27 protein-coding genes and 1 tRNA gene are annotated in these 24,110 nt (G+C 69.1%); 14 read left to right on the forward strand and 14 right to left on the reverse strand.

Features of this window, described 5'->3' with window-relative positions:
* Window positions 1-20 precede the first annotated feature (20 nt).
* Complete coding sequence (locus ACQEU1_RS25630) at window positions 21-347, reverse strand: hypothetical protein (RefSeq protein ID WP_433206598.1); 327 nt, start codon at window positions 345-347, stop codon at window positions 21-23.
* A gap of 134 nt (window positions 348-481) precedes the next feature.
* Between ACQEU1_RS25630 and ACQEU1_RS25635 the strand changes: the two genes are divergently transcribed.
* Window positions 482-1,252, forward strand: a complete 771-nt coding sequence (locus ACQEU1_RS25635; RefSeq protein ID WP_433206601.1) for a maleylpyruvate isomerase family mycothiol-dependent enzyme — start codon at window positions 482-484, stop codon at window positions 1,250-1,252.
* Window positions 1,253-1,363: 111 nt separating this feature from the next.
* Window positions 1,364-1,537, forward strand: coding sequence for a hypothetical protein (locus ACQEU1_RS25640; protein WP_433206604.1), 174 nt, complete (start codon window positions 1,364-1,366; stop codon window positions 1,535-1,537).
* 65 nt (window positions 1,538-1,602) lie between these two features.
* Here the strand turns inward: ACQEU1_RS25640 and ACQEU1_RS25645 are convergent.
* From ACQEU1_RS25645 to ACQEU1_RS25655, 3 genes are all read right to left on the reverse strand, one after another.
* Window positions 1,603-1,687, reverse strand: a tRNA-Ser gene (locus ACQEU1_RS25645).
* A 32-nt stretch (window positions 1,688-1,719) separates the two neighbouring features.
* Entirely contained in the window at window positions 1,720-2,151 is a 432-nt protein-coding gene (locus tag ACQEU1_RS25650; protein WP_433211754.1) for a nucleoside deaminase, read from the reverse strand.
* A gap of 14 nt (window positions 2,152-2,165) precedes the next feature.
* The gene (locus tag ACQEU1_RS25655) at window positions 2,166-2,654 is read right to left on the reverse strand and encodes a tRNA adenosine deaminase-associated protein (protein ID WP_382442357.1); all 489 of its coding nucleotides are present in this window, start codon (window positions 2,652-2,654) and stop codon (window positions 2,166-2,168) included.
* Between the two features lie 60 nt (window positions 2,655-2,714).
* Here ACQEU1_RS25655 and ACQEU1_RS25660 point away from each other — a divergent pair, with 60 nt between their 5' ends.
* From ACQEU1_RS25660 to ACQEU1_RS25685, 6 genes are all read left to right on the forward strand, one after another.
* Complete coding sequence (locus ACQEU1_RS25660; RefSeq protein WP_433206608.1) at window positions 2,715-3,920, forward strand: M20 metallopeptidase family protein; 1,206 nt, start codon at window positions 2,715-2,717, stop codon at window positions 3,918-3,920.
* A gap of 199 nt (window positions 3,921-4,119) precedes the next feature.
* Complete coding sequence (locus ACQEU1_RS25665) at window positions 4,120-4,320, forward strand: hypothetical protein (protein WP_433206611.1); 201 nt, start codon at window positions 4,120-4,122, stop codon at window positions 4,318-4,320.
* A gap of 39 nt (window positions 4,321-4,359) precedes the next feature.
* Window positions 4,360-5,307, forward strand: a complete 948-nt coding sequence (locus ACQEU1_RS25670) for a prephenate dehydrogenase (RefSeq protein ID WP_433206614.1) — start codon at window positions 4,360-4,362, stop codon at window positions 5,305-5,307.
* A gap of 9 nt (window positions 5,308-5,316) precedes the next feature.
* Window positions 5,317-6,852, forward strand: a complete 1,536-nt coding sequence (locus tag ACQEU1_RS25675) for a hypothetical protein (RefSeq protein ID WP_433206617.1) — start codon at window positions 5,317-5,319, stop codon at window positions 6,850-6,852.
* 18 nt (window positions 6,853-6,870) lie between these two features.
* On the forward strand, window positions 6,871-8,595 hold the full coding sequence (locus ACQEU1_RS25680) for a hypothetical protein (protein WP_433206620.1): 1,725 nt from the start codon (window positions 6,871-6,873) through the stop codon (window positions 8,593-8,595).
* A 19-nt stretch (window positions 8,596-8,614) separates the two neighbouring features.
* On the forward strand, window positions 8,615-9,799 hold the full coding sequence (locus ACQEU1_RS25685; protein WP_433206623.1) for a thiolase family protein: 1,185 nt from the start codon (window positions 8,615-8,617) through the stop codon (window positions 9,797-9,799).
* A 7-nt stretch (window positions 9,800-9,806) separates the two neighbouring features.
* Here the strand turns inward: ACQEU1_RS25685 and ACQEU1_RS25690 are convergent, their stop codons facing one another.
* The gene (locus ACQEU1_RS25690; RefSeq protein ID WP_433206627.1) at window positions 9,807-10,520 is read right to left on the reverse strand and encodes a helix-turn-helix domain-containing protein; all 714 of its coding nucleotides are present in this window, start codon (window positions 10,518-10,520) and stop codon (window positions 9,807-9,809) included.
* Window positions 10,521-10,708: 188 nt separating this feature from the next.
* Here ACQEU1_RS25690 and ACQEU1_RS25695 point away from each other — a divergent pair, with 188 nt between their 5' ends.
* Window positions 10,709-11,305, forward strand: a complete 597-nt coding sequence (locus ACQEU1_RS25695; protein ID WP_433206630.1) for a DUF4097 family beta strand repeat-containing protein — start codon at window positions 10,709-10,711, stop codon at window positions 11,303-11,305.
* Between the two features lie 24 nt (window positions 11,306-11,329).
* Complete coding sequence (locus tag ACQEU1_RS25700; protein ID WP_433206633.1) at window positions 11,330-13,432, forward strand: prolyl oligopeptidase family serine peptidase; 2,103 nt, start codon at window positions 11,330-11,332, stop codon at window positions 13,430-13,432.
* Here ACQEU1_RS25700 and ACQEU1_RS25705 read toward each other — a convergent pair.
* The 4 genes from ACQEU1_RS25705 to ACQEU1_RS25720 all read right to left on the reverse strand — a co-directional run bounded on the left by ACQEU1_RS25705 (window position 13,429) and on the right by ACQEU1_RS25720 (window position 15,324).
* On the reverse strand, window positions 13,429-13,584 hold the full coding sequence (locus ACQEU1_RS25705) for a DUF397 domain-containing protein (protein ID WP_433206636.1): 156 nt from the start codon (window positions 13,582-13,584) through the stop codon (window positions 13,429-13,431). The genes ACQEU1_RS25700 and ACQEU1_RS25705 overlap by 4 nt on opposite strands.
* A 13-nt stretch (window positions 13,585-13,597) precedes the next feature.
* Entirely contained in the window at window positions 13,598-14,407 is an 810-nt protein-coding gene (locus tag ACQEU1_RS25710) for a Scr1 family TA system antitoxin-like transcriptional regulator (RefSeq protein ID WP_433206639.1), read from the reverse strand.
* A gap of 104 nt (window positions 14,408-14,511) precedes the next feature.
* Window positions 14,512-15,072 (reverse strand): putative glycolipid-binding domain-containing protein, encoded by a 561-nt coding sequence (locus tag ACQEU1_RS25715; RefSeq protein ID WP_433206642.1) that lies wholly within the window; start codon window positions 15,070-15,072, stop codon window positions 14,512-14,514.
* A gap of 81 nt (window positions 15,073-15,153) precedes the next feature.
* Window positions 15,154-15,324 (reverse strand): antitoxin, encoded by a 171-nt coding sequence (locus ACQEU1_RS25720; protein ID WP_433206645.1) that lies wholly within the window; start codon window positions 15,322-15,324, stop codon window positions 15,154-15,156.
* Between the two features lie 164 nt (window positions 15,325-15,488).
* On the opposite strand from ACQEU1_RS25720, the gene ACQEU1_RS25725 reads away from it, so the two are divergent.
* Window positions 15,489-16,829, forward strand: a complete 1,341-nt coding sequence (locus ACQEU1_RS25725) for a BNR-4 repeat-containing protein (RefSeq protein ID WP_433206648.1) — start codon at window positions 15,489-15,491, stop codon at window positions 16,827-16,829.
* Between the two features lie 89 nt (window positions 16,830-16,918).
* Here ACQEU1_RS25725 and ACQEU1_RS25730 read toward each other — a convergent pair whose 3' ends face one another.
* Both ACQEU1_RS25730 and ACQEU1_RS25735 read right to left on the reverse strand, forming a co-directional pair.
* Complete coding sequence (locus ACQEU1_RS25730; protein ID WP_433206651.1) at window positions 16,919-18,154, reverse strand: thioester domain-containing protein; 1,236 nt, start codon at window positions 18,152-18,154, stop codon at window positions 16,919-16,921.
* A 314-nt stretch (window positions 18,155-18,468) separates the two neighbouring features.
* Window positions 18,469-19,674, reverse strand: a complete 1,206-nt coding sequence (locus tag ACQEU1_RS25735) for a DNA cytosine methyltransferase (protein ID WP_433206654.1) — start codon at window positions 19,672-19,674, stop codon at window positions 18,469-18,471.
* A 62-nt stretch (window positions 19,675-19,736) separates the two neighbouring features.
* On the opposite strand from ACQEU1_RS25735, the gene ACQEU1_RS25740 reads away from it, so the two are divergent.
* Complete coding sequence (locus ACQEU1_RS25740) at window positions 19,737-20,495, forward strand: hypothetical protein (protein WP_433206657.1); 759 nt, start codon at window positions 19,737-19,739, stop codon at window positions 20,493-20,495.
* Between the two features lie 6 nt (window positions 20,496-20,501).
* Here ACQEU1_RS25740 and ACQEU1_RS25745 read toward each other — a convergent pair whose 3' ends face one another.
* On the reverse strand, window positions 20,502-21,794 hold the full coding sequence (locus tag ACQEU1_RS25745) for a hypothetical protein (protein WP_433206660.1): 1,293 nt from the start codon (window positions 21,792-21,794) through the stop codon (window positions 20,502-20,504).
* Between ACQEU1_RS25745 and ACQEU1_RS25750 the strand changes: the two genes are divergently transcribed.
* Window positions 21,774-21,947 carry a hypothetical protein gene (locus ACQEU1_RS25750; RefSeq protein ID WP_433206663.1) on the forward strand — a complete coding sequence of 58 codons (174 nt, stop codon included), beginning with the start codon at window positions 21,774-21,776 and terminating at the stop codon, window positions 21,945-21,947. The two genes, ACQEU1_RS25745 and ACQEU1_RS25750, sit on opposite strands and share 21 nt — an antisense overlap.
* 159 nt (window positions 21,948-22,106) lie before the next feature.
* Here the strand turns inward: ACQEU1_RS25750 and ACQEU1_RS25755 are convergent, their stop codons facing one another.
* Window positions 22,107-22,316 (reverse strand): hypothetical protein, encoded by a 210-nt coding sequence (locus ACQEU1_RS25755; protein WP_382442340.1) that lies wholly within the window; start codon window positions 22,314-22,316, stop codon window positions 22,107-22,109.
* Between the two features lie 78 nt (window positions 22,317-22,394).
* On the opposite strand from ACQEU1_RS25755, the gene ACQEU1_RS25760 reads away from it, so the two are divergent.
* A complete protein-coding gene (locus ACQEU1_RS25760; protein WP_433211757.1) occupies window positions 22,395-23,240 on the forward strand; it encodes an NAD-dependent epimerase/dehydratase family protein in 846 nt (281 codons plus the stop codon).
* Here the strand turns inward: ACQEU1_RS25760 and ACQEU1_RS25765 are convergent.
* Window positions 23,185-24,096, reverse strand: coding sequence for a ribonuclease Z (locus ACQEU1_RS25765; RefSeq protein ID WP_433206666.1), 912 nt, complete (start codon window positions 24,094-24,096; stop codon window positions 23,185-23,187). The two genes, ACQEU1_RS25760 and ACQEU1_RS25765, sit on opposite strands and share 56 nt — an antisense overlap.
* Window positions 24,097-24,110 lie beyond the last annotated feature (14 nt).

A 24,110-nucleotide genomic window follows, 5' to 3' on the forward strand; every position in this document is an offset into this window, starting at 1 on the left:
CGCGGGCCCACCTTCGACCGCTACTCGGTGCGGAAGGAGACGTAGCCCGGGACGACGCTGCGCAGCGTACCGAGCGACGCGTACTGCCCGGTGCAGTCAGGCGTGGAGTAGGCGCGGACGTTCTCCAGGCCGCTCCAGCCGACGAGCAGGTCGGCGCCCTGCGGGAAGAGGTGACACCCGGTGTCGGGCTGCGGGAAGTTCGCGACGAACTTCCACTGCTTGTAGACGTAGAACGACAGCCCGGTCTCCGGGTCTGCAGGCGTGGCGGCCGCCGGCATGGCTGCCGCGCCGGCGAGCGCCGTGGCAGCCGCGAGGCCGATCACGGTGCGGGTCAACGCTTTGCGCATCCTTCGCTCCTTCGTAGACGGTGCGCCCACGAACACCTCTACCGAGCAGAGGTTGAAGTATCAACCTCTTGCCGAGAGTCGACAGGCAGCTCTCAGGCAGTGATCAAGTACGTGAACAGGCGTACGTTTCAGTCATGGGGACGTTGAGCTACCCGGACCGCCTCGCCGTGATCGTTTCCGAGACTTCTCTGCTGGTAGACGGCATCGGCGACGCCGATCTGTCGGTTCCGGTGCCCGCGACGCCGAGCTGGACGCTGAACCAGCTGTTGCGCCACGTCGGCCATGCGCACCGCTGGGTCGCGCAGATGGTCGCCGAGCGGTTCCCGGAGATCGACAGGTCGCTCAGCTCGGCGCACTCGGTCGACGGGTACACGGGCGAGAGCGCCGCCGAGCTCGGCCCGTGGCTGCTGGAGGGCGCATCGCTGATCTCCGCGGCCATGTCGGAGGTGCACCCCGACGAGATGATCGCCGTGCTGCGCCCCGGCAGGCCGGGTCCCGACTTCTGGTCGACCCGCATGGCCCAGGAGACGGTCATGCACCGCTTCGACGCGTTCGAGGCGCTCGGCCTGCCGTTCTCCGTCGAGGAGCGGCTGGCCGACGACGCGTTGCACGAGTGGATGACGACCATCGTGGAGATCATCTTCGAGCTGCGCCCTGCCGCGTCCGAACTGCTCGGGGCAGGCCGCCTGTGCTTCGAGGCGACCGACGTCCGGCGCGAGTGGACCGTCGACCTCACCGGTGACGTGCCGCGGGTCGTGCCGGACCGCGCGCAGGCGGACGTGACGGTGCGCGGGCCGGCGTTCGACCTGGTGCTGGCGCTGTACCAGCGGCGCGGGGCGGAAGGGCTCGCCGTGAGCGGGGACGCGGGGCTGCTGGAGAAGTTCCTGGCGGCGATGAGGTTCTGAAGACGCAAGAAGGGCGTGACGTGGCACAGCGTGTCGGTGAGCTGCTCTGGAAGCCAAGCTCGAACGTCGATGCGGCGTAACGATCGATCTCAACAGGCCGACGCTCTTCGCATGAGCGTTGTGGTGAAGGTCGCAGGTACGGCAGCCAGAGACGAGTACGAAGGGGAGCACACGATCAACACCAGCGATGGGCACCTCGTCATCAGAGACGCGGAAGGCGACATCGCCGCGATCTACGCGCCCGATCACTGGAGGGCAGCGGCGGTCGAGCGGAAGACGAACTGAGACGACAACTGAGACGAAACGTCAGAGCCCCGATCACCGGATGTGGTGATCGGGGCTCTGAGCAGCGGTGGCGGTGGGATTTGAACCCACGGAGGCTTGCACCTCACACGCTTTCGAGGCGTGCTCCTTCGGCCGCTCGGACACGCCACCGATAAGAACAATACACAGCCGTCCAAAGCGGTTTAACGCTGGGTCCGGAAGAAGCGTTCGAGCAGGTCAGCGCACTCCTGTTCGAGCACGCCGCCCTCGACCTCCGGCCGGTGGTTGAGTCTGCGGTCCCGGACGACGTCCCACAGGGAGGCCACGGCGCCCGTTTTGGGCTCCCAGGCGCCGAAGACGAGACGCGAAACACGGGCGAGCACCAACGCGCCGGCGCACATCGTGCAGGGTTCGAGGGTCACGGCGAGGGTGCAGCCGTCGAGGCGCCAGCCGTCGCCGTGCTTCTGAGCCGCGTCGCGGAGGGCGAGGATCTCGGCGTGGGCGGTGGGGTCGCCGAGGGCCTCGCGGGCGTTGCAGGCTTCGGCGAGGACGGTGCCGTCCGGGGCGAAGACGACGGCGCCGATCGGGACGTCGTCGCCGGAGGACGCTGCCGCCTTGAGGGCGGCTCTGATCATGGCTTCTGAGGTGATCACGCTTGGATCGTGTCGAGCAGCTTCGTGAACTCGTCGATGAAGCCGATGCGCTGGGCGATCATCTGGAGCTGCTCGTCCGGGTAGAGGTCGACCTCGTCGACGATGATCTGGAGTTCGTGCGACGGCATGCCGAGGTCGGCGACGATGCCGAGGTCGCCCTCCGGCCAGATGTCGTTGTCCTCCTCGTCGGGCGGTTCGACGCGCAGGAGGTCGAGGACGTCCGCCGCGATGTCGTAGTCGAGGGCGGCGGCCGCGTCGGACAGCAGCAGCGCCACACCTCCCGGCACGGGGCGGAGGATGATGAAGAACTCGTCGTCGACGGCGAGGAGCCCGAACACGGCTCCGGTCGACCTCAGTTGGCGCAGCTCCGTGATCGCCGCGTCCAGCTCCGACAGCGCGGAGCTGTCCATCCTGCTGCACCGCCAGCGGCCGTCCTCCCGGACCACCGCGACCGCGAAGCCGTTGACCGGCTCCTGCTGTGTCATGTGCACACCGTAGGGCCCAGACGACCTTCCCGGTAGCCGAGGTGGTGGCACCATCGGTAGATGAGCACAACTACGCCGGACCCCCGTCTCGCCGGACTGCTCGAAGGGGCTCGTTCGCTCCAGCCCCGCACGGTGGCGCTGCGGCGGCAGATCCACAAGCACCCCGAGCAGGGACTGCAGAACCCGAAGACGCAGGCGGCGATCCTGCACGCGTTGGACGGGCTGCCGCTCAAGGTCACGAAGGGCGAGTCGACGACCTCGGTCGTGGCCGTGCTCGAAGGCGACCAGCCGGGCCCGACGGTGCTGCTGCGCGGCGACATGGACGGCCTGCCGCTGCAGGAGGAGACGGGCCTGCCGTTCGCGTCCGAAGTGGACGGCGCCATGCACGCCTGCGGCCACGACACGCACGTGGCGATGCTGGCCTCCTCCGCCCGCCTGCTGGCGGACCGGCGCGACGCCCTGCGCGGCCGCGTGCTCTTCATGTTCCAGCCGGGCGAGGAGGGCCACCACGGCGCCCGGTACATGATCGAGGAGGGCCTGCTCGACGACGGCGTGGAGAAGGCGTTCGCGCTCCACATCACCTCGACCATGAAGTCGGGCGTCGTCACCTGCCGGCCGGGCCCGATGATGGCGTCCGCCGACACGTTCCACGTGCACGTGAAGGGCCGCGGCGGCCACGGCGCCATGCCGCACAACGCCCTGGACCCGATCCCGGCAGCGGCCGCGATGGTCGGCGCGATCCAGACGATGCTCGGCCGGCGCGTGAGCGTGCACCAGCCCGCCGTGGCGACGGTCGCGCAGATCAACGCTGGCACGACCACGAACATCATCCCCGAGGTGGCCACGCTCGACGGCACGATCCGCACCCTCTCCGAGGAGACGCGCGCGCTCGTGCACCGCGAACTCAAGCAGGCCGTGAAGCACACCGCCGCCGCATACGGCTGCCACGCCGAGGTCAGCATCGTGCCGGGGTATCCGGTGACGGTGAACGACGACGTGGTGGGCGCGCACGTCGTCGACCTGGCGGCGACGGCGATGGGCGCTTCGTGGAGTGAGCCCATGGCGGACCCGTTGATGGGCGCCGAGGACTTCTCGTACGTGTTGCAGCGGGTGCCGGGGGCGCTGGCGTTCCTCGGGGCGTGCCCGCGCGGGATCGAGCTGGACGACGCGGCGCCCAACCACTCGAACCGGGTGCTGTTCGACGAGGCCGCGATGGAGCACGGGGTGGCGATGTACGCGGCGTTCGCGCTGGACGCCCTCCGCTGAGCTTTCACCGAAATCGTATTTCGGTGAACACGAATTCCGACGGTAAAGCGAAACGCGAGCGGTAAAGGGTTATGCACAGCCTGACGTGCGCAAACCCTTTGGTCGACGTGGTTGAATCGGTTCGCCGGTCCGGTGAGGATGTGTCAGCTCCTTTACCGGACCGGCTCGGCCAATCGTCGATTTCGATGGAGTTCAGGCAATGAATCAACCGCTTGCGATGCCGCACGCCCTGGTCATCACCGCGACGCTCTGCTTCACGGTGTGGCTGATCGACCACGGCTACGAGCCGTTCGCCGCAGCGCTCACCACCCTCGGCACGGTCGCCGGTGCCGTCGCGGTCACCAGCCTGAGCTGGCGAGGCGCCGTGGTCGTGCTTCGGCGCCTCACCAGCAGCGGATGACCAGACCGTCGTAGGAGCAGGTACGCGTCGCACGGAATGATGGGCGCCGTGCGAGACGTGTGCGTGATCGGACTGGGACTGATCGGCGGCTCCGTGCTGCGGGCCGCCAAGGCTGCCGGGCGCACGGTGTGGGGTGCGACGGCGAGCAAAGAGGACGCGGAGAAGGCGCGGGCCGAGGGCTTCGACATCGTCACGGTGGACGAGGCTCTCGGCCGTGACCCCGAGGCGCTGGTCGTGCTGGCCGTGCCGCTGCCCGCACTGCCTGACCTGCTGCGGAAGGTCCCGAAAGGCACGAGACTCACCGACGTCACGAGCGTCAAGGGGCCCGTGCACGACGCCGTGCACCGGTACGCGCCCGAGACCAGGTTCGTCGGCGGGCACCCCATGGCCGGCACCAGCAGGAGCGGGTGGGACGCGGGCACGGCGGACCTCTTCCGGAACGCCGCCTGGGTCGTCACGCCGGAGGAGGCTGACGACCACCTCAACGACGTCGTGCAGCTCGCGCTCGACCTTGGGGCCCACGTGGTGCCGACGACGCCCGAGGAGCACGACGAGGCGGTCGCGCGGATCAGTCACCTGCCGCACATCATGGCCGCGATCCTCGCCGCCGTCGGGGCCGACGGCGGGCCGCTCGCGATGGCGTTGGCCGCCGGCAGCTTCGGGGACGGGACGCGGGTTGCGGGCAGTCGGCCCGAGCTCGTGCGGGCCATGTGCGAGGGGAACCGGGACGCGCTGCTGATGGCCGTGGACGACGCGCTCGGCAGGTTGGGGGCGGCGCGCGGGTCGTTGGCGTCCACCGGGGGGCTCGCCAAGACGATCGAGGCCGGGCACGAGGGCAGGAACGCGCTGGTCAACCAGCCCACCAGGACGCCGATCACGATCGATCTGACCAAGCCGGGGGCGCTCGCGGCCCTCCGGAATCTCGGGTCCCGCGGTGGACGGGTGGTTGGGCTGAACGGCAGCACCGCCCACGCGGAAACGTCGTAGGGTCGCCGGGTGGATCGACGGACGCTCGCCGGTGGGCTCGGTGGTCTCGCGCTCGTCGTCGGTGCCGTCGTGGCACTTCGGAGCGGGGACGCGCCGGACACGCTGAAGAAGGAAGTCGCCGACGGCGTCGAGGTCGTGGCGTCGCAGGAGCCGACCAGGCCCGCCAATCCGAGGGCTCAGGCGCTGGACGCCGACGCGCTGCAGATCGCGTGGAACGGCTCCGCGTCGGCCTACGAGGTGCGCTGGAACGGCAACGAGCAGCTCGTGCCCACGCCCGAGGTGGAGCTGGCCGGGCTGAACCCCGACGAGGAGACGCAGGTCGAGGTCCGGGCGGTCAGCGCGACGGGGAAGCGCAGTGAGCCGCTCCGCATCGCCGCGACGCCCAAGGACGTCTACGACGACAAGTGGGACGACCTGCTCGTCGGCCAGACCGACAGGTTCGACGGGCCGGAGGCGCTCGACCCCCGCAAGTGGCGGGTCGAGGCGGAACCCGAGTGCCTCGGGCTGCGGCCGTTCGGCACGGCCAAGCGCATCGACGTCGACTGCCCGATGGCGGCGTTCCAGTCCAACACGCCCATCAGGTTCGGGGTGCCCGCGAGCGACGGCGCGACCGGCCGGGCGATCATCAGCGTCGCCGGCGCCGTCGAGTCGAGCCACGTCAGGCTGACCCTGCTGCCCGATCCCTACCAGTACCTCAGGGAGACGGACGCGCAGCCGAAGGGCGCGGTCAGCCTCGACGTCACCACGCAGGGCACGCGGATCATCGCCGACCCCGAACTCCCCCGCACGGACCGCCAGATCGCCCTCGGCGACGCCCCCATGACCGGGCTCGTGGCGGGCGTGCGGCACCGCTGGGAGATGCGGGTGCTGCCGGACGCCGTGGTGGCGCTCCGCGACGGCGTCGTCGTCGCCTACGAGCCCGTCGCGATCAAGGAACGGCTGGTGCACCCGCGTGTGCGCATCGACGGCGGTGGGTTCCTGGACGCGTTCGGCGTCGGTGGCGTGCCCGAACGCGTCGTGCCCACCGAGGTCCTCCCCCTCACCCAGGACGTCGAACTGCCGCCGGACGCGGTCGCCGCGAAGCTGGTGTCGGACAACAACGTCACCGACCTGCCGCTCGCGACCAGGAAGGTCCCTGCCGACCTGAACGCCCAGCTCGTCGTCATCCGCAAGCCTGAGAGCCGCCCCGGCGCGCTCCCCCGCCTCACGGACCGGCCGGCGGGCATCAAGACCGGCGGGCCACGCCTGCACGTCATGCACGAGGACGGCACCAAGCCCCCACAACCGTTGCCGCGCAACGGCCGTGTGCTCGTCACGGCCGAAGTGAACGCCATCGGCCACCGCGGCATCGAGCTGGAACTCGACGGCAAGCGGATCGTCGCGCTGCCCACCAACGAGCAGGGCCAGGGCGTGCCGGGCAGGCACGAGTTCTGGCTCGACACCGGCTCGGTGCCCGCCGGGTCACTCGCTCGGCTCAAGCTCAGCGTCCTTCCGGCGGACGGTGGCGAACCCGTTATCGCGGAAACCGTGTTCCAGCTGGGGTGAACGCCTTAGCGTGACGCTATGAAGCGGGTCGCCTTCGCCGTCGTGGGCATCGCGCTGGTGGCGGGCGTGATCGTGCTCCGCGACACCGGCGGGAGTGACGGCTTGCCGTCCGCACCTCCCCCGCCGACGAAGCTCAAGCCGTTCGTCGCCGACCAGGTGCTGGTGCCCGGCCCGCAGACCAGGCCGAGCGTGCCGGCGAGCGTCAAGGCCGACCCCGGCAACCACCGGCTGCGGCTCGCCTGGACCGGCGACGCGCCCGCGTACGAGGTGCGCTGGGCAGGCGGGGTCAAGCTCGTCACCAGGCCCGGCACCCAGCTGAACGGCCTGGAGAACGACCGGCCGGTCGACGTCGAGATCCGCGCGGTGGACGAGTTCGGCCAGCGCTCCCAGCCCGCGAAGGCCACCGCGAGCCCGCAGGCGGACCGCACCGAGTACACCTACGCCGACCGCTTCGACCAGAACGACGAACCCGACCTCCAGCGGTGGAGGCTCTCCAAGCGCACCGACTGCGCCCGCGCGACCTCCGGCGACGGCGAGGACAGCAAGCGGCTGATCATCAGCAGCAGCTGCGGAACCCGTGCCGTGACGCTCAGGTCGCGCACGCCGTTCGTCCGTTCCGACGACGGCGAGAGCAGGCTGTCCGTCGAGACCGACGCCCCCGGCACCGGCGGCAAGCTGCTGCTCGACCTCGTGCCGGGCCCGGTCAGCGTGCAGGGCGACCCGGCGCCGCCGAACACCGTCCGCGCCACGGTCTCGACCGACAACTCCGGCAACTCGATCGTCGAGCTCACCCCGGACGGCACCTCGGTCAAGGCGATCCCACCCGCGGTACCGGGCGTGAGCGTGCTGTGGGAGATCGCGCTCACCTCCGAGGGCACCAGGGTCCTGCGCAACGGCGAGGTCGTCGCCACCTCGCCGTTCGTGCCGCAGTGGCGTGAGGCGACGGCGCTGATCGGCGTCGCGGCGCTGGCGGGCGACCGGATCCGGGCAGGCGTCGACCTGATCGGCTACCGCACCGCCAAGGTCGACGTGCCGCCCACGGGCCCGACGCCGCAGGTGCGCGTGGACGGTCCAGCCGCCACCAGCGCCCATCCCATTCCGGACGTCACCGCTGGTCAGCTGCGCATCGCGCTGATCCCCGCGCGGGAGAGCGAGCCGCTGACGTCGATCAAGGTCAACGGCGTCGCGGTGCCGCTGCGCCCGGCCGTCGAGGGCACGCCGTGGAAGCCGGGCGCGGAGTACCCGGCCGTCGCCGACCTGCCCAGGGAGGCGTTCACGGACAACGTGAACGTCCAGCTGGAGACGCAGGAACGCATCCAGATCACGCACACCGACGTCGAGCTGACCGGGTCGAAACCCACCCCGCAACGCCAGCCCGGCACGCCGCTGGTCGACGCCAAGCCGACGCTCGCCGACCCCGTGCCCGAGGTCCTGGACGCGAGTGGCCAGCCCGTCGAGAACGGCGCCGCGTTCAACCGCGGCCGGGTGGTGCTGGAGGTGCGGATCGCCGCCCTGGACACGGCCGTCGCCGGCCTCGCCGGGTTCGAGATCAGGCTCGACGGCAACCACATCGCGACCGTGCCGACGACCGCCGACGGGCCCTCCGCCGCAGGCAGGTGGCGGATCTCCCTCAACGCCACGGCCATGACCGCCGGGGCGCACGCCATCGAGGTGAAGGCGTTCAGCACCGATTCAGAGGTACATCCGGAAACGGGGTACGTTCCCTTTTTGCTCAAGCCCTGATTGCTCCAAGATGGGTCGTATGGCCCGCGCACTCATCATCGACGCCGCCCGCACGCCGTTCGGCAGGTACCGGGGAGGTCTGTCCGGCATCCGCGTGGACGACCTCGCGGCGCTGCCGATCGTCGACCTGCTGCGCCGCTACCCGTCGCTCGACCTGGCACGCATCGACGACGTGCTGCTGGGGGACGCGAACGGGGCCGGCGAGGACAACCGCAACGTCGCGCGCATGGCCGCGTTGCTGGCGGGGCTGCCGGTCTCCGTGCCGGGCGTGACGCTGAACCGGCTGTGCGCGTCGGGTGGTGAGTCGATCATCCAGGGCGCGCGGGCGTTGATCACCGGGGACGCCGACCTGATCGTCGCCGGCGGCGTGGAGGGGATGTCGCGGGCGCCGTTCGTGACGGCCCGGCCCGACAAGGCGTTCCCCGACCGGCTCGAGACCGTGTCGACGGCACTCGGCTGGCGGCTCGTGAACCCGCGCATGCCCAAGCACTACACCGTGCCGTTGGGGCTCGCGGCCGAGAACGTGGCTGTGGAGCTGGGAATCACGCGCGAGCAGATGGACAACTTCGCGTTGCGCTCACACCGGCGTGCGGCGGCGGCCTGGGATGCCGGTGTGCACGAGGGGTTCGCGTTCCCCGTGCAGCTGCCGGACGGGACGGCGATCCGGCGCGACGAGAACGTCCGCGCGGACACCAGCGTCGAGAAGCTCGCGAAGCTCAAGCCCGCGTTCTCCGAGAACGGGTCGGTGACCGCCGGCAACGCGTCGCCGCTGAACGACGGCGCGCTGGCCGCGTTGCTCGGCACCGAGGCGATCGCGTCGGAGCTCGGCGTCGAACCGCTGGGCGAGGTGCTCGGGTCGGCGACCACCGGCGAGGAGCCGCACCGGTTCACCGTCGCGCCCGTGTCGGCGATCCGGAAGTTGCTGAAGCGCCTGCACATCGACGCGGCGGACGTCGCGTTGTGGGAGATCAACGAGGCGTTCGCGGCGATGGCGTTGTCGGTGGTGCACCACCTTCCCGAGATCGACAAGGAGAAGGTCAACGTCCACGGCGGCGCGATCGCGTACGGCCACCCGCTCGGCGCGTCGATGCCGCGGGTGATCGTCGACGTGTGCCGCCACCTGCGGGCACGAGGTGGCGGCATCGGGATCGCGGCGGCCTGCGTGGGCGTCGGGCAGGGCGTGGCCGTGGCGGTGCGGGTCTAGCCCGGCACTAGCTCTTGGGGTGCAGGATGTCGCGGGCCTGTTCGGCGGCCCGCACGATGCTCTCGCTCACGAAGTCCAGGAACCGCGCGATGTTCTCCAGTCGCGTCGCGGCCTGGGTGCCTGGGCCGAGGCTGCTCACGCCGTGGCGGGCGGCCTCGGCGAGCGTCGTCGTACCGGCGGCGCTCGCGATCATCGACTGGTACCAGATGTCGCCCTCGTCGACGACGTACCGCTCGCGGCGGCGTTCGTCGCGCACGCGGCCGATGAGGCCCTGGCTTTCCAGGTACGCCACGGCTTTCGACACCGACGCCGCGCTGACCTGCAGGTGTGCCACCAGTTCCGACGCGGTGAGGCTGCCCTCGTCGGTGGCGTAGAGGCTCGCCAGCGCCCTCGCCGGCATCTTCGGCAGACCCTGGCCGATGAAGATGCCCGCGAACACCTCCTCGAACGCCCGCACGGCTTCGGGGTCGCGGCCGTCAGCGCGTGGTGGCACCTGGCTTCTGCGGGGCGTCGCCTGCTTGCGGCGCTGGGCGCGGCGTTCGGTGGCGAGGTGGGCGATGTCGGCCTTGTACCCGGCCGGGCCGCCGTTGCGCATGACCTCGCGGGTGATCGTCGAGGTGGGCCGGTCGAGGCTTCTGGCGATCTCCGCGTAGGCGAGACCGTCCGCGAGCCCGATCGCGATCTGGCGGCGTTCCTGCTGGGTGAGTCGACCTCCTGGCATGCGCTCAAGCATAGCGTTCACCGTGATTTCATTGCAACGCACGTTGCATTAGATCTACAGCCCGTTGCAACGATCTTGTGGCTTTGAGCTGCTGTTCCTCACTCTCGTCGCAACGAACTTGTTGCCGAGATCCGGAAACGCAACGTAGCTTTTTGCACATCGGAAACAACGAGCCACAGGAGATCGAGATGCAGACCTTCGCCACCCCCGCCCCCATCGCCGCCGTCCTCGACATCCCCGCCGGCCGGGTCCAGTTCATCGCCGCGGACCGCGCCGACACCGCCGTCGAGGTCCTGCCCCTGGACGCTTCGCACGGCCGCGACGTGCGCGCCGCCTCGAAGGTCGAGGTCTCGTTCGCCGACGGCGTGCTGCGGATCAACTCCTCGCCGAGCAAGCTGCTCGGTTCGTCCGGCGCCGTCGAGGTGACCGTCCAGCTGCCCACCGGCTCCCGCGTCGAGGCGAAGGCCGCGAGCGCCGAGTTCCGCGGCGTCGGCCGGCTCGGCGACATCGCGTTCGAGGCAGCGCAGAGCGACATCAAGATCGACGAGGCCGGTGCGGTGCGGGTGAACACCCAGGCCGGTGACGTGACGATCGGCCGCCTCACCGGATCCGCCGAGATCACCACCCTGAAGGGCGACATCACCGTCGCCTCACCGCTGTCCGCATCGCTCGACGCCGGCACCTCGTACGGCCGCGTCACCAACTCGCTGCGCAACGACGGCACGGACGCCATCACCATCCGCGCCACCACGTCGTACGGCGACATCACCGCCCGCAGCCTCTGACTTTTCACCACTGGGGAGACTTCCATGATCACCGACGCCCACTACCAAGCCGCAGAACAACTCCTCCGCCGTCCCGCAGCCCCCGGCGAGCTCGTCGTCGGTGACCGCGTCCGTCCACAGTGGATCGACGGCGACCGCTTCTGGTACCAGGTCCGCGACGGCGCCGCCCGGGAGTTCGTGGTCGTGGACGTGGCCGCGGGCACCCGCACCCCCGGCTTCGACCCGATGCCGTTCATCCCGGCCCCCGGCAACCCGCTGGAGGTCACCTCGCCGGACGGCAAGATCGCGGTCTCCCGTTCCGGCCACGACCTGCAGGCACGTTCCGGCGAACGTTCCTGGGCGCTGACGTCCGATGGGGTTCCGGGTTTCGGCTACGGCTACGGCCCGGACGCCATGAGCTACGGCACGCTGATGCGGAAGTTCGGCATGCCGCACATGCCCCCCGCTGTCGCCTGGTCCCCCGACTCGTCGAAGGTCCTCGCCCACCGCACCGACCAGCGTTCGGTGCGCCAGACGGTGCTGCTGGAATCGCGTCCGGCCTCCGGCGGCGCCCCGGTTTCCCACGTCCAGCACTACGCCTACCCAGGCGACCCGTCGATGCCGTTGGCCTCGCTGGTGGTGTTCGACGTGGAGGCGGGCACCACCGTCTTCGCCCAGTGCGACCCGCTGCTGATGCCGGAGTTCTCGCCGATCATGGCGGGCTGGGCCTGGTGGTCTTCGGACAGCACGGCCGTCTACTTCCTGTCGCGACCCCGCGACCAGCGCACGTTGACGCTCCGGCGGATGGACGCCCGGACCGGCGAGGTGCGGGACGTGGTCAGCGAGACCTCGTCCGATCGCGTCGGCCCCAACCAGTTCATGTACGGCCAGCCGCTCGTCCGGGTGCTCGCCGACGAGGTGCTGTGGTTCTCGCAGCGCGACGGCTGGGGCCACCTGTACCGCCACTCGCTGCACACCGGCGAACTGCTGGGCCAGGTCACGTCCGGTTCGTTCCTGGTCCGCGAGATCCTGCACGTCGACGAGGCATCCCGGGTCGTGTCGTTCGTGGCGTCGGGCCTGGTTCCCGAGGACCCGTACCGGCGCACGGTGTGCCAGGTCGGGCTGGACGGGACCGGATTCAGGGTCGTCACCGACGACTCGCTGGACCACGTCGTCACGGTCTCGCCGTCCGGCAAGTGGTTCGTCGACTCGGCGTCCACTGTGGACACACCGCCGGTGACTGTCGTGCGCTCGTGGGACGGCTCGGTGCTGGTACCGCTGGAGACCGCGGACGTGAGCCGGCTGGCGGCAACGGGGTGGACCGCCCCGGAACGCTTCCGCGTCAAGGCGGCCGACGGCGTGACCGATGTGTACGGCGTGCTCTACAAGCCCGCCGGCTTCGATGCCGGTTCGAGCTATCCCGTGGTGGACAGCGTTTATCCCGGCCCGCAGGTCACGCGAGTCGACCCGTGCTTCGACCCCGGCGGCATGGGCCTGGACGCGGAACCGTTGGCAGCACTCGGCTTCGTGGTGGTCGCCCTGGACGGCCGAGGCACGCCGGGCCGTTCGGCCGCGTTCCTCTCCGGCAGTCTTGCTTCGGCCGGCAGCCTGGAAGACCACGTTGCGGCACTGGAACAACTGGCCGCGTCACGACCGTGGATGGATCTGGGTCGAGTGGGCGTCATGGGCCACTCCGGCGGCGGGTTCGCCGCAGGCCGAGCGATGCTGGAGTTCCCCTCGACGTACCGGGCCGGTGTGGCTCTGTCTGGTTCGCACGACGCCCGCTACATCGGGCTCGGGTGGGCGGAGAACGTCGACGGCGCCGACAACCCGTCGGCGTGGGAGCGGGCGTCGAACGTCGAGATCGCGGACCGGCTGGAGGGCAAGCTCCTGCTGGTGCACGGCGAACTGGACGACACCGTGCACCCGGACCACTCGCTGCGGCTGGCGGACGCGTTGATCACGGCGGGCAAGGAGTTCGAGCTGGTGATCGTGCCCGGTGCCGAGCACCTGTTCATCGACCGGATGGCCTACGTGCGCACGAAGGCGTGGGACTTCCTGGTGCGCGCGCTGATGGGGGTGGAGCCGCCCGCGTACCGGCCGGCGCCGATCGTGATCGACCCGGAGGTGCTGGGAGAGATGCTCTAGCGGGACTTCACGGTGCTGAGGAACGCCGACCACGCCTTGTCCGACACGGGCAGGTGCGTGGTCGGCGCCTTGCTGTCGCGGATACCGATGCCACGACCGACCTCGACGCAGTTGTCCACGGGGCTGTAGCTGCTCTTCCGCCACATCGACATGCCGAGGGCCTCCTCAAGCCAGGATGCTGGTGATCAGCTCCCTTGATTGTTCCGCATCCAAGGCTTGAGCGTCGAGCAGCTTCAGCACGTCGACGTAGGTGGCGAGAGATGTCTTGTCCTCGACGAAGAGGCCCGAGTTCTCGGTTTCCGTGAACACGACCGGCTCGAACTTGTCGTAGTTGAGGAGCCGGAAGGAACCGGAAAGCCCTGCGTGTGCCCCGTAGGAGCTGGGCACGACGCGAACGGTGACGTAGCTCCGGTTGATCATGGCGAGGAGGTGCAGGAGCTGGTTCTGCATCACGTCGGCGCCTCCCACCTGCAGCCGGAGGGCGTGCTCGTGGAGGTAGAAGAGGAAGGTTCGGCTGTAGTGGAAGATCCCCTGGCGCGCCGTCTTCGCGGCGATCACCTCGGCAACGTTCACTTTCTTGGCGCGAACGGACCGTTCGATGAGTGCGCGGATGTAATCGGGGATCTGGAGGGGACCCGGAATCACGTTCATCGACCACATGGTGATCTTGTTGGCGAGGCGCTCCTGCTCGATGAGCGACCGCACCTGGTCGGTGAACCCGTCTTCGGGGAAGACGAGGTAGCCCTTTTCTCGCGATTCGCGGTAGAGGGCAAGCAGGTGCTGAGCGTCGTCCGGTGGGGTGTGGCAGAGGCCCAGCAGCAGGGCCAGCTCTACCTCGGTGACGCCGCCCTTGCCGTTGACCAGGTCGGAGACCTTGGGCTCTTCCCAGCCGGCGCGCTCGGCGGCCTGGCGCTGGGTCATGCCTGCTGCGTGGATGGTGTCGCGGACGCCATCACCGAAGGAGCGGCCGACCACGCTCGAAATTCTTTTCGGCATGGTCGGAAGCTAGGACCACCGCGGGCTTCCCTTCCATCGTTTGGATGCGACTCGCCACGAAGGAAGTACTTCTTGGAAACCTTCTAAATTCGCTTCGAGATGAGCGGGTACTCCAGCACGAGGCCGTTGGGGTCGACCTTGATGTTCTGCTCGAAGCCGCCGCTCTTGAACCGCACCACCGAGACGTCGTCCCCCACGGACACCGTCTTGTACGTCTGGGTGACGGCGCGAACGGACAAATCAGGCAGCGAGACGCGCACTACGGGGAGGGCGTGTTCGCCCGGTTCGCGGTGCAGGCCGAGGCGCCTGATGGGGATGGCGTTGAACAGCACGGCGAACTGGACGTCGACGTCGAGGGCGTCGTTGAACGTCTCGCGCTTGCTGCCCTGGCCGTGGTCGACCAGCCAGGCGCCGTCCTCGGTGCGGGACAGCGAGCACTGGCGCTCTTCGAGGACGGTGGCCGTGCGCAGCAGCAGGCGGTTGACCTGGCCGCTTTCGCCCACCGACACCTCGAAGGAGGCGTTGAACTGCTCGTCGGGGCCTGCGGCGACCAGGCGGCCGGACGCCCTGAGGCGCTGGTCGCTGGAGAGGAGCAGGCGGACCTGCTCCAGCCTCGGCTCGTGGATGCCCTGCCAGGTGATCATGTCCGGCCTGCGGGCAGAAGGAGAGCGGGTCTCTCCGGTAGAGGTGACCCGCCCTGCGTCAGTGGCGTTGAAGGAGTTCACTCATCCACCTGGAAGGATGTCCTTGATCTTCTCGGCAACCGAGTCGACCTGCTCTTCGTGACCGAACTTGCCTGCGACGAAGTCCGCCGCGGCGTCCACGCCCTTGTCGACCTGCTCGTGGTGCTGCTCGGCGAGGTCCATGGCCTTGTTCTTGATCTCGTCGAAGTTCATGTGGTGCTCCTTCGTCCCTGACGCAGGGTACCCGAGTGGGCCCCGCGTGTTGATAGCCGCGATCACGCTAACTGTGCCTGGACAAGTTGGCTGGGTGACAACAAAGATGTCGATACCGCCGCCTGGGTCGGCCGCCGTCGCGGTCAGAACCAGGAGGATGTTCGATGGCACGACTCCTGCGTGGAGTTATGTCCGCAGTGCTGCTGTTGCCGCTCGTCGCGGTCTCCTCGGCCAACGCCACGGCCGACGTTCAGGGGAACGCGAAGTTCACGGTGACGACCACGGCCTCGTCCGTCGCGGCCCGCAGTGACCGGCGTCCGGTCGCCGGCGGCGTCTACGACAAGAAGGTGAACAAGACGTTCATCTCGTGGGCGGGCCAGTACGAGGACAGCTACGTCCAGACGTACGACCACCGCAAGTCCACGTGGTCCGCGCCGAACCGCATCGCGGACGGCGCCAACGACACGCACAACTACCCGACCATGGTCCAGGCCAGGGACGGGCACCTGCTGATCTTCCGCGGGATGCACAACGTCGAGTTGCGCATGTCCCGTTCGCCCCAGCCCAACTCGGCGGACGGCGTCTGGGAAGAGACGCTCCTCTCGAAGAACGCGGCCACGTACCCGATGCCGTTCGTCACGCGTGACGGCACGATCTACGTGTTCTACCGCGAGACGACGCGTGACCTCGACGGCACGACGCCGACCGACACGCGCCCGATGCTCTACGTGGTGTCCAAGGACAACGGCAAGACGTGGAAGACCTCCACGGAACTGACCGGTGACCGCTTCGCGATCGGCTCGACCGCCCGCGCGGACAACATGAACGAGATCTACATCGGCCAGCTCCGCCTGCAGGACGACGGCCGCGTGCTGATCGCCTACACGCTCGCCGGCGGTGGTCCCGAGGGCAACAAGCACGACCGCTACCACCGCAACATGTACTACACGTGGTTCAACCCGCAGAACCGGCACTTCTACTCGGCGTCCGGCAAGGATCTGGGCACCCAGATCGACGACGCCGACCAGGAGAAGTACCTGAAGATCGCGGAGACCCCGCTGACCCTGCCGAACAACGTGAAGTCGCCCGACTACATCCAACAGGTCGGCTCGACCCTGGGGCAGCCGTTCGTGCTGTGGTTCATGGGCGACGAGGCCGGTGGCCCGCTGCACAACTTCCTGTCCGTCTGGAACGGTCGCAAGTGGGAGACCAAGGAGGTCGCCCGCGGCTTGCGCACCCGTGAGGTCGAGCAGGTGGACCTGTTCACGTGGCGCGTCTACGCCACCGAGGACGGCAAGCCGAACGTGAACACGTACCTGGTGCGGCTGGGTCGTTTCTGGTCGCCGGAGACCGTCATCCCGACGGCCAAGCCGGTGCAGCGCGTCGAGGTCGTGGAGAACTTCCGCGACCCCGCCCGCGCGATCTTCTCCGGTGCGTCGTCCGACCGGGACGCCGCGATCGCCGACGGCGACATCTCCGTGGCGGGCGTGAAGAGCCGCTGGTGAGCCGTTCGGAACTGTTCTGAGGAAAGGCAAACGCCCCCTGCTCCGGCGCGGAACCAGGGGGCGTTCGTCTTGGGGGCTGGCTGCCTAGATCAGGCGCCGGCCTTCTTGCGACGGACCACGAACAGCGCACCGACACCGGCGCCGACGAGGACCAGACCGCCGAGCAGCGGCCACAGGATGGACGCACCGGTCGAGGCCAGGTCGTCCTCGCCGCCACCCGGAGCCGGGTTGGCCGGGGTGGAGGAGGTGGTCGACGGCGGGGTGGAGTCCGTCGTCGTGGTGGTGGTCGTCGTGGCCGTGGTGGTGGTCGTGGTGGGCGGCACGACGCCGGCCTTCCAGTCCGCCTTGGCTTCCTTCTCGACCTTGGCCTTGGTCGGCTGGGCGACGACGAGCGACTGGGCCTTGCCGTCGTCGCCGTTCGACGCCTTGTCCTTCGCGACGAACAGGCGACCGGCCTGCAGCGTGGCCTCGGCGGAGAGCTTGAACTTCGCCTCGCCGTCCTTGGCGCCGGCCGGGACGTTCACGAAGAACTTCGAGATCTTGTCGCCGGTGCCCTGAACGGCGAGCTGGTCGCCCTTCTTCTGCACCTGCAGCGGGTTGCCGGCCTCGTCGGTGATGGTGACGCCCTCGGGGAGGTCAGCCGTCAGCTTGACCTCGGACGCGGTCGTGGTGACCGTGAACGGGCCGATCTTCTCGCCGGTCTTGCCGGTCTGCGTGACGGGCTCGATCTCGAGCGTCGGCTTCGGCTGGTCCTTGATCTCGTTCTTCTCGGCCTGCTCGACGAGCTTCGCGTACAGGTCCTTGACGTCCTGCTTGTTGCGGCCGTCGTTCGTGTCGAGCTCAGCGCCGTCGGTGAAGTGCCAGATCGCGGTCTGCGTGGCCGCGATCGTCTCCTCCTTCGAGAACTGGTTGCCCCACTTCTTCTTGACGTCGTCCATCGAGAGGGCCGGGAACGAGTTCGTCAGGATCCAGAGGACCTTGCCCGCGTTCTGCGGGAACTTCGAGTCCTTGTTGGGGTGCGTGCCCCACGGCGACTCGCGGAGGTGGTCGCCGTCCTTGAGCGGGGTCGGCAGCTCGACGCAGTAGGCGTAGACCTTCGTCTCGTCCTGGTCCTTGATGCGGAGCTTGATGACCGAGGTGTCGAGGTAGTTCTCGCCGTGGTCCGGGAGGTTGCCGACGCCGCGCTTGAGCGCGACGTTCTCGCCCTTGGGCTGGTCGCCGCGGTCCGGGGTGATGACGACATCGGCGTTGGCCGGAAGGGCCGAGAACGCGAGGGCGGCGGTCGCGCCGAGCAGCGCGGTGCCGATCCTGAACCGGGAAGCCATGGGTCTCCTCTTGCTCACTGAAGTTAGCCCGAACGCGGCGGGAAGCAGTCACATCCGTCGGGACGGTCGGCACGTCGACATCGACACTGAACCGACAGGAAGCGACCGGGACGTTAGCCGATGGGGTGACACACGTATGAGTGAGGTAAGGAGAGCATCACCCACTATGCGTGAGCAGCCAAAACATACTCAGGGTGTCCACAGTGGATAGGCCTGCGATGCATTCATTCCGTCAGGTGACGTTAGATTCGTTGCCGAACAGTTACCAATTGGTGCAACCTGCTACGGATGATCACCGTTAGCGGTTCAACCGACTACGCGACCAATTCGGCGACTTCGGTGGGACGAATGTCACCCGGACGCAGCGAGGTGCCGCGCAGGCACATCTCGCGGGGTTCCGGGCGGTCGCCGGTGAGAATCCAGCGCGTGAGTCCGGCCAACTGGTAGGCGATGAGTGGCGGAACGGCGTCTCCGACGTGCCGGTACGCGTTCCCGAGAATCGAGACGTCGAAGCGGAACTGGCGCGGAAACCCCTGCAGGAGCGCCATCTCGCGGACCGTGCACAGCCGGTGCTGGACGGGGTGGGCATATCGCCCGTTGCCGACGTGGCCGCATTCCCTTTTGATCGTCCTGGCCGGTTCGTCCCACCACATCCGGCCGTAGACGTCCGGGTGGGAACCCCAGTTCTGCTGTTCGACGATCTTGCGTTGTGCCGGATTCAACAACTCGGCGGTCTCGGGTGAGCGGAGCAGATCAGCCCACGATCCGCCGTTCGCCGGAATCGCCCGCATTCTTTCGAGACTGCGGTCCTGGGAAAAGGTCGGCGAGACGTGAATGGGGTCTTCCGGATCGGCCAGGCCCGCCTCGACCGCGGGCAGTTTGCCGATGGCCCGGCGAACGGTGGTCGCGGACGGCCGGATCACCCGCCCCTCCCACAGGTCGTCCAAGGTCAGCAGCGGTAGACCGCCGTCGACGGCGACCATCAGCGTCCGCTCGCGCAGCTGCGGCAGGCCGAACTTCGAGAGCATGTGCGTGCCACCCCAGACGGAGTACCCGATTCGGGTGAGCTCCTCGGCGAGGCTGTTGAAGTGGTGCCGCTGCTTGCCCTTGACGAGCTCGCGTGCGTTCTCCATCAGCACGACCTTGGGGCGCAGCTCCTGCGCGTACACCGCGATCCGGCCGACCAGCGAGTTGCGCGGGTCGTCGCGCAGGTGGTTCAGGGAGCTGATCCGGCTGAAGCCCGAGCACGGCGGGCACGCCAGCAGCACGTCCAGTTCGCCGCGCTTGAGGCCCCACACCTCGCGCAACGCCGAGGGCGAGACCCTGCCGAGGTCGACCTCCAGCGGGTCGACGCCGATGTTGACGCGGTAGGTGTCGTTGCAGCGCAACGAACCCAGCTTCGAGCTCGGCTTGCCGATCTGCGCGTCGGCGGCACCGACCACCCGGAAGTCGCGGTGGGCGTGGAAGCCGAAGCTCATGCCGCCCGCACCCGAGAAGATGTCGGCCACCGAGAAGGACACGGCGAGATCGTACGGGCGAGGCGCCGAGGAGGTTTCCGTGCCATCCCGTACCTTTCCCGCCTATGGAGCTGCCGCGCGCCTGGCAACGGCCCGACCCGTTGCGCGGCCTCGACAGGATTTCCTGGACCGAGGTCTACGACGGCCGGGGTGGCGCCGGTCGCGTGCCCCGGCTGCTGCGCTCCCTGATGGACGCGAACGCGGACGTGCGCCTGGATGCGCTCTCATCGCTCGCTGACCGGCTTCTCACCGACGACACGGTGTCGGAGGCCTCGTTCTGCGCCGTGCCGTTCCTGGTGGAGCTGGGGGCGTCCTACAAGGTCACCGGCGACGTGCGGGACCGGGTGATCTTCCTGCTGGCCGCCATGGCGTTGGCGGGCAAGGGCTTCACCGAGGACGGCAGGCGCACGCACCGCCGCTGGAACGCGCTGGGCCGCGAGCTGCCCCGCACCGCGCCGGACTGGCTGACGCAGACCCGCCACGCCGTCGCCCAGGGCGCGCCGAAGATCTTCGAGGCGCTGGCGTCCGAACGGGTCGCGTGCCTCGTCGCGCTCGCCTGCGCGGTGCCGGAGAAGCTGCCGTCGTTCGTCGTCGGGCTGATGAACGAGATGGTCGACCTGCCGAACGAGGAGATGCTCGCGGACGCCGCGGAGATCGCCGTGGCGCTGCTGAAGGACGCTCCCGAGTTACTCGACGTGGACCTGCCGAAGGTGCTCGGCGAAGGGCTGGTGCGGCCCGCGCACCAGCCCCGTGAGGTCACCGCCGCCCTGCTGGGCTACCGGTCCGCCCTCGTCTCCGCGTACGGCGACGAGGGCGCCTGGTAGTCCGTTCTAGGCGATCACGGCCTCTTCGAAGGTCTCCTCGACCGGCGTCGTGTCCTCGACCGCGATCGCGGGTTCCAGGGCACCGAGGCCCGTCCCCCACTCCTGGTCGGCCAGCGCGAACGCGGCCACCGTCAGCGCGGCCACCGGAGCGCCCACCGGCATGTTCTCCCGGTGCAGGTCGAGGTCGAGGCGACCACCGATCGGCGACGGGGACAGCCGCAGCGTCGCGTGCGCGGGCTCGTCGGCGTGCGCGAGGCGGCACGCCCAGCCCGTGAAGATCACCCGGCGCTCGTCGACCTCGGTCGGCTGCACGGCGCGGACGTTGGCGCCCACGGCACCGGCGCGGTGGTTGTCCGCGGCCTGCAGCACGAGCTCCTCGAACTCCATCGAGGAGATGCCGAGGTCCCAGCCGGCCACGAGGGCGACCTGGACGAGCGCGAGCGGCAGGGTCGGGACGGCGTCCTCGAAGCACACCATCGCCCCGCCGTAGCGGGTGTTGATCTCGGTCGGCAGGAAGCCGTCCTCGGTCGCGATGCCGTCCAGCGTGAACGTGCCGCGGTAGCCGACGGTGCCGCGCAGGTGCTCGCCGACGCGGCGGGCCAGGTTGCGCATCTCGTCGCGGATCCACACGGGCGGGTCGTAGAACGACGCGCAGCCCGCGTAGAGGAACTTGGCCTGGCCCTGGCGGCGCGGCACGACCATCTCGATCGGGCGCAGCACGGCGGTGCCGTCCGGGAAGACGATGCCGTGCACGCTCACCGGGATGCCTTCCAGGAACGGCATGACCCGGACCTGGTCGCACTTGGGCGCGAGCACCTCGAAGGCTTCCTTGGCCTCCTCGTACGACCGCACGCGGCGCACGAAGTTGGCACCGCCGTTGATCGCGGGGCCGTCACCGGACCAGACGACGCCGGCGCCGCGGTCCAGCATCTCCGAGGCGCCCCAGAGGCGTTCGAAGTCGAGGTCGAACACCATCGCGGGCGCGCGGCGGGCGGACAGCTCGTCCCAGAGCGCGTCGATGGTGGTCTTGTTCTCCAGGGTGACCCAGTCGTGCTCGCGCGCGTTGATCACCGGACGGCCCTGGAACTCGCTGATCTCGTTGTAGGGCGTGCTGATCACGACGGCTTCGCGCTGCGCGTCGAACTCGCCCAGGATCGCCTTCACCTCGGCGCCCGGCTTGGTCAGCAGCTTGCCGAGACGGCGCTGCTCGACCGCGACGAGGCTGCCCTTGATGCCCAGCGAGACCCAGCGGGCGATCTGCGAATCATGCAGCGGCGCGTGATCGTCGGTATCGAGCACGAGCGTATGGCGAGCGCCGAGCGCATGGAGTTCCTGCGCGCGCTTCGCCAGACGGGTACCACCGGCCAGCACTACCAGCCGGTCACCGAACAACTTGCCGAGGCGCTCGTTGAGCGCGGTGAGGACATGATTCATCGCCGAAAACTCGCTTAAGAGAAGCGGAGGACGTGACCGGCGAATGCCGGGTAGCGCGTAGCGTAGAGCCACCCGGTATGTGTGTCGAAGCACGGTCCGGCAACGGCCGGATGAATCTTGCTGCGGGCCTGTCGGCTCAAGCCCGCTCTCAAGAGGACCTGCTGATGATCTCGCTGCTCAGAGCGAGCGTGCCGCGTCCCGGAGGACCTGGTCAACGCGGTTGAGGAAGCTGCGCTTCGGGTTGATCGACGGCAGCGGTGCCGTGAGCTCTGCGGGCTGGGGTGCGGGTGCGGCTCCCACGATCTCAGCCACGTTGCGCAGGAACTCCTGCCGCTTGAACTCGTGCACGGCGTGATCGTGCAGGAGTCCGGCGATGCTCGTGTGCACAGCGCGATGGGGGTAACTCACTTGGGTGTTATCGGCGCGGTCAGCGTCGACCTTTAGGGTCAACTCGTGCGAGTTCTGGTGACCGGCGCCACGGGGTACGTAGGCCGCGAGGTAGTGCGTGAGCTGCGGGTTCACGGTCATGAACCCGTTTCGTGGGGTCGGCGCCTGTCGGAACCAGTCGAAGTGGAGGGCGTCGACGCCGTCATCCACCTGGCCGCAGCGGCCCGGGTCAGGGAGTCGTTCCATGACCCGATTTCGTACTACGAGACCAACGTCGTCGGCACGCTCGACATGCTGAAGGCCCTTGAAGGGCAACGATTCCTGTTCGCTTCGACTGGTGGGGTGTACCGCCCCTCGGCAGCCGTGCTGACCGAGGACTCACCCCTCGAACCCTCCTCCCCGTACGCCGCGTCGAAGGCCGCCGCCGAGGAGCTCGTGGCGTGGACGGCGCGGTCGGGGCAGATCGGGGCGACCACTCTCCGTTTGTTCAACGTCGCTGGAGGTGGTGACACGGACACCACTCGGGTGATCACGCGGGCCGTGGCGTGCGCCGCCGGGACCGTGCCCGGGATGGAGGTCTACGGCGACGGCGGGGCGGTGCGCGAGTTCGTGCACGTGCGTGACGTCGCCAGTGCGTTCGTCGTGGCGCTGGAGGCGTGCGAGGTGGGCACGTCGTCGGTCTACAACGTCAGCGGGACCGCGGCCTCGGTGCGGGACGTGCTGGACACCGTCGAGGCGGTGACCGGACGGGCCGTGGACGTCACCTGGAAGCCCGCGCACCCCGGCGAGGTCCGTTCGCTGCGTGCGGACACCTCGCGGCTGCGGGCGTTGGGCTGGGAACCCCGCCGCTCGGCGCTGGAGGAGATCGTCAGGGACCAGTGGCTCGCTTCGGCACCGGAATCCGGTCGAGGTCCTTCGCGATGACGATCTCGCCGTCGAACTCGGCGGCGGCCTCGGCGTGGAACTCCGCGGGGTCGTCGTAGCGCTGGCTGAAGTGCGTGAGGACGAGCTTGCGGACCCGGCAGTCCTGGGCGACGCGGGCGGCCTGCTGGGCGGTGAGGTGGCCGTGGTCGCCGGCGAGTCTCGTGTCGCGGGCGAGGTAGGTCGACTCGATCACGAGCATGTCGGCGTTGTCGGCGAGCTCGAAGACGTTGTCGCAGAGCCTGGTGTCCATGATGAACGCGAACCGCTGGCCCTTGCGGGGTTCGCTGACGTCTTCGAGGCGGACGCCGTTGAACTCGCCCTCCTGCTGCAGCGTGCGGACCTGCGGCCCTTGGATGCCGAGTTCCCTGAGCTTCTCGGGCAGCATCCGGTGGCCGTCCGGCTCGACCAGGCGGTAGCCGAAGCTGTCGATGCCGTGGTCGAGCTCGTAGGCCTCCAGCCTGCCGAACTTCCCGTTGGCGATCTCGCCGTCGTCGGTGACCGGGACCTCCTTGATGTCCGCGGCGTCGTAGAACGCGCTGGCGTAGCGGAGGCGTTCGAAGAAGTGCGCGCCAGAGGCCGGGAAGTGGGCGTGGACGGTGTGCGGGACCCGGTCGAGGGACAGCCGCTGCACGATGCCGGGAACGCCCAGGCAGTGGTCGCCGTGGAAGTGCGTGATGCAGATCCGGGTGATGTCGCTCGCGGCGGCACCTGATCTGAGGAGCTGGCGCTGGCTGCCGTCGCCCGGGTCGAAGAGGAAGCCCTCGCCGTCCCACCTGAGCAGGTAGCCGTTGTGGTTGCGCTGGCGGGTCGGGACCTGGCTGGCCGTTCCCAGGACGATCAGTTCCCGGACTGTCACCCCCTGACGCTAGC

This window comes from Lentzea sp. CA-135723 (assembly GCF_050936595.1).
GTDB lineage: Bacteria > Actinomycetota > Actinomycetes > Mycobacteriales > Pseudonocardiaceae > Lentzea.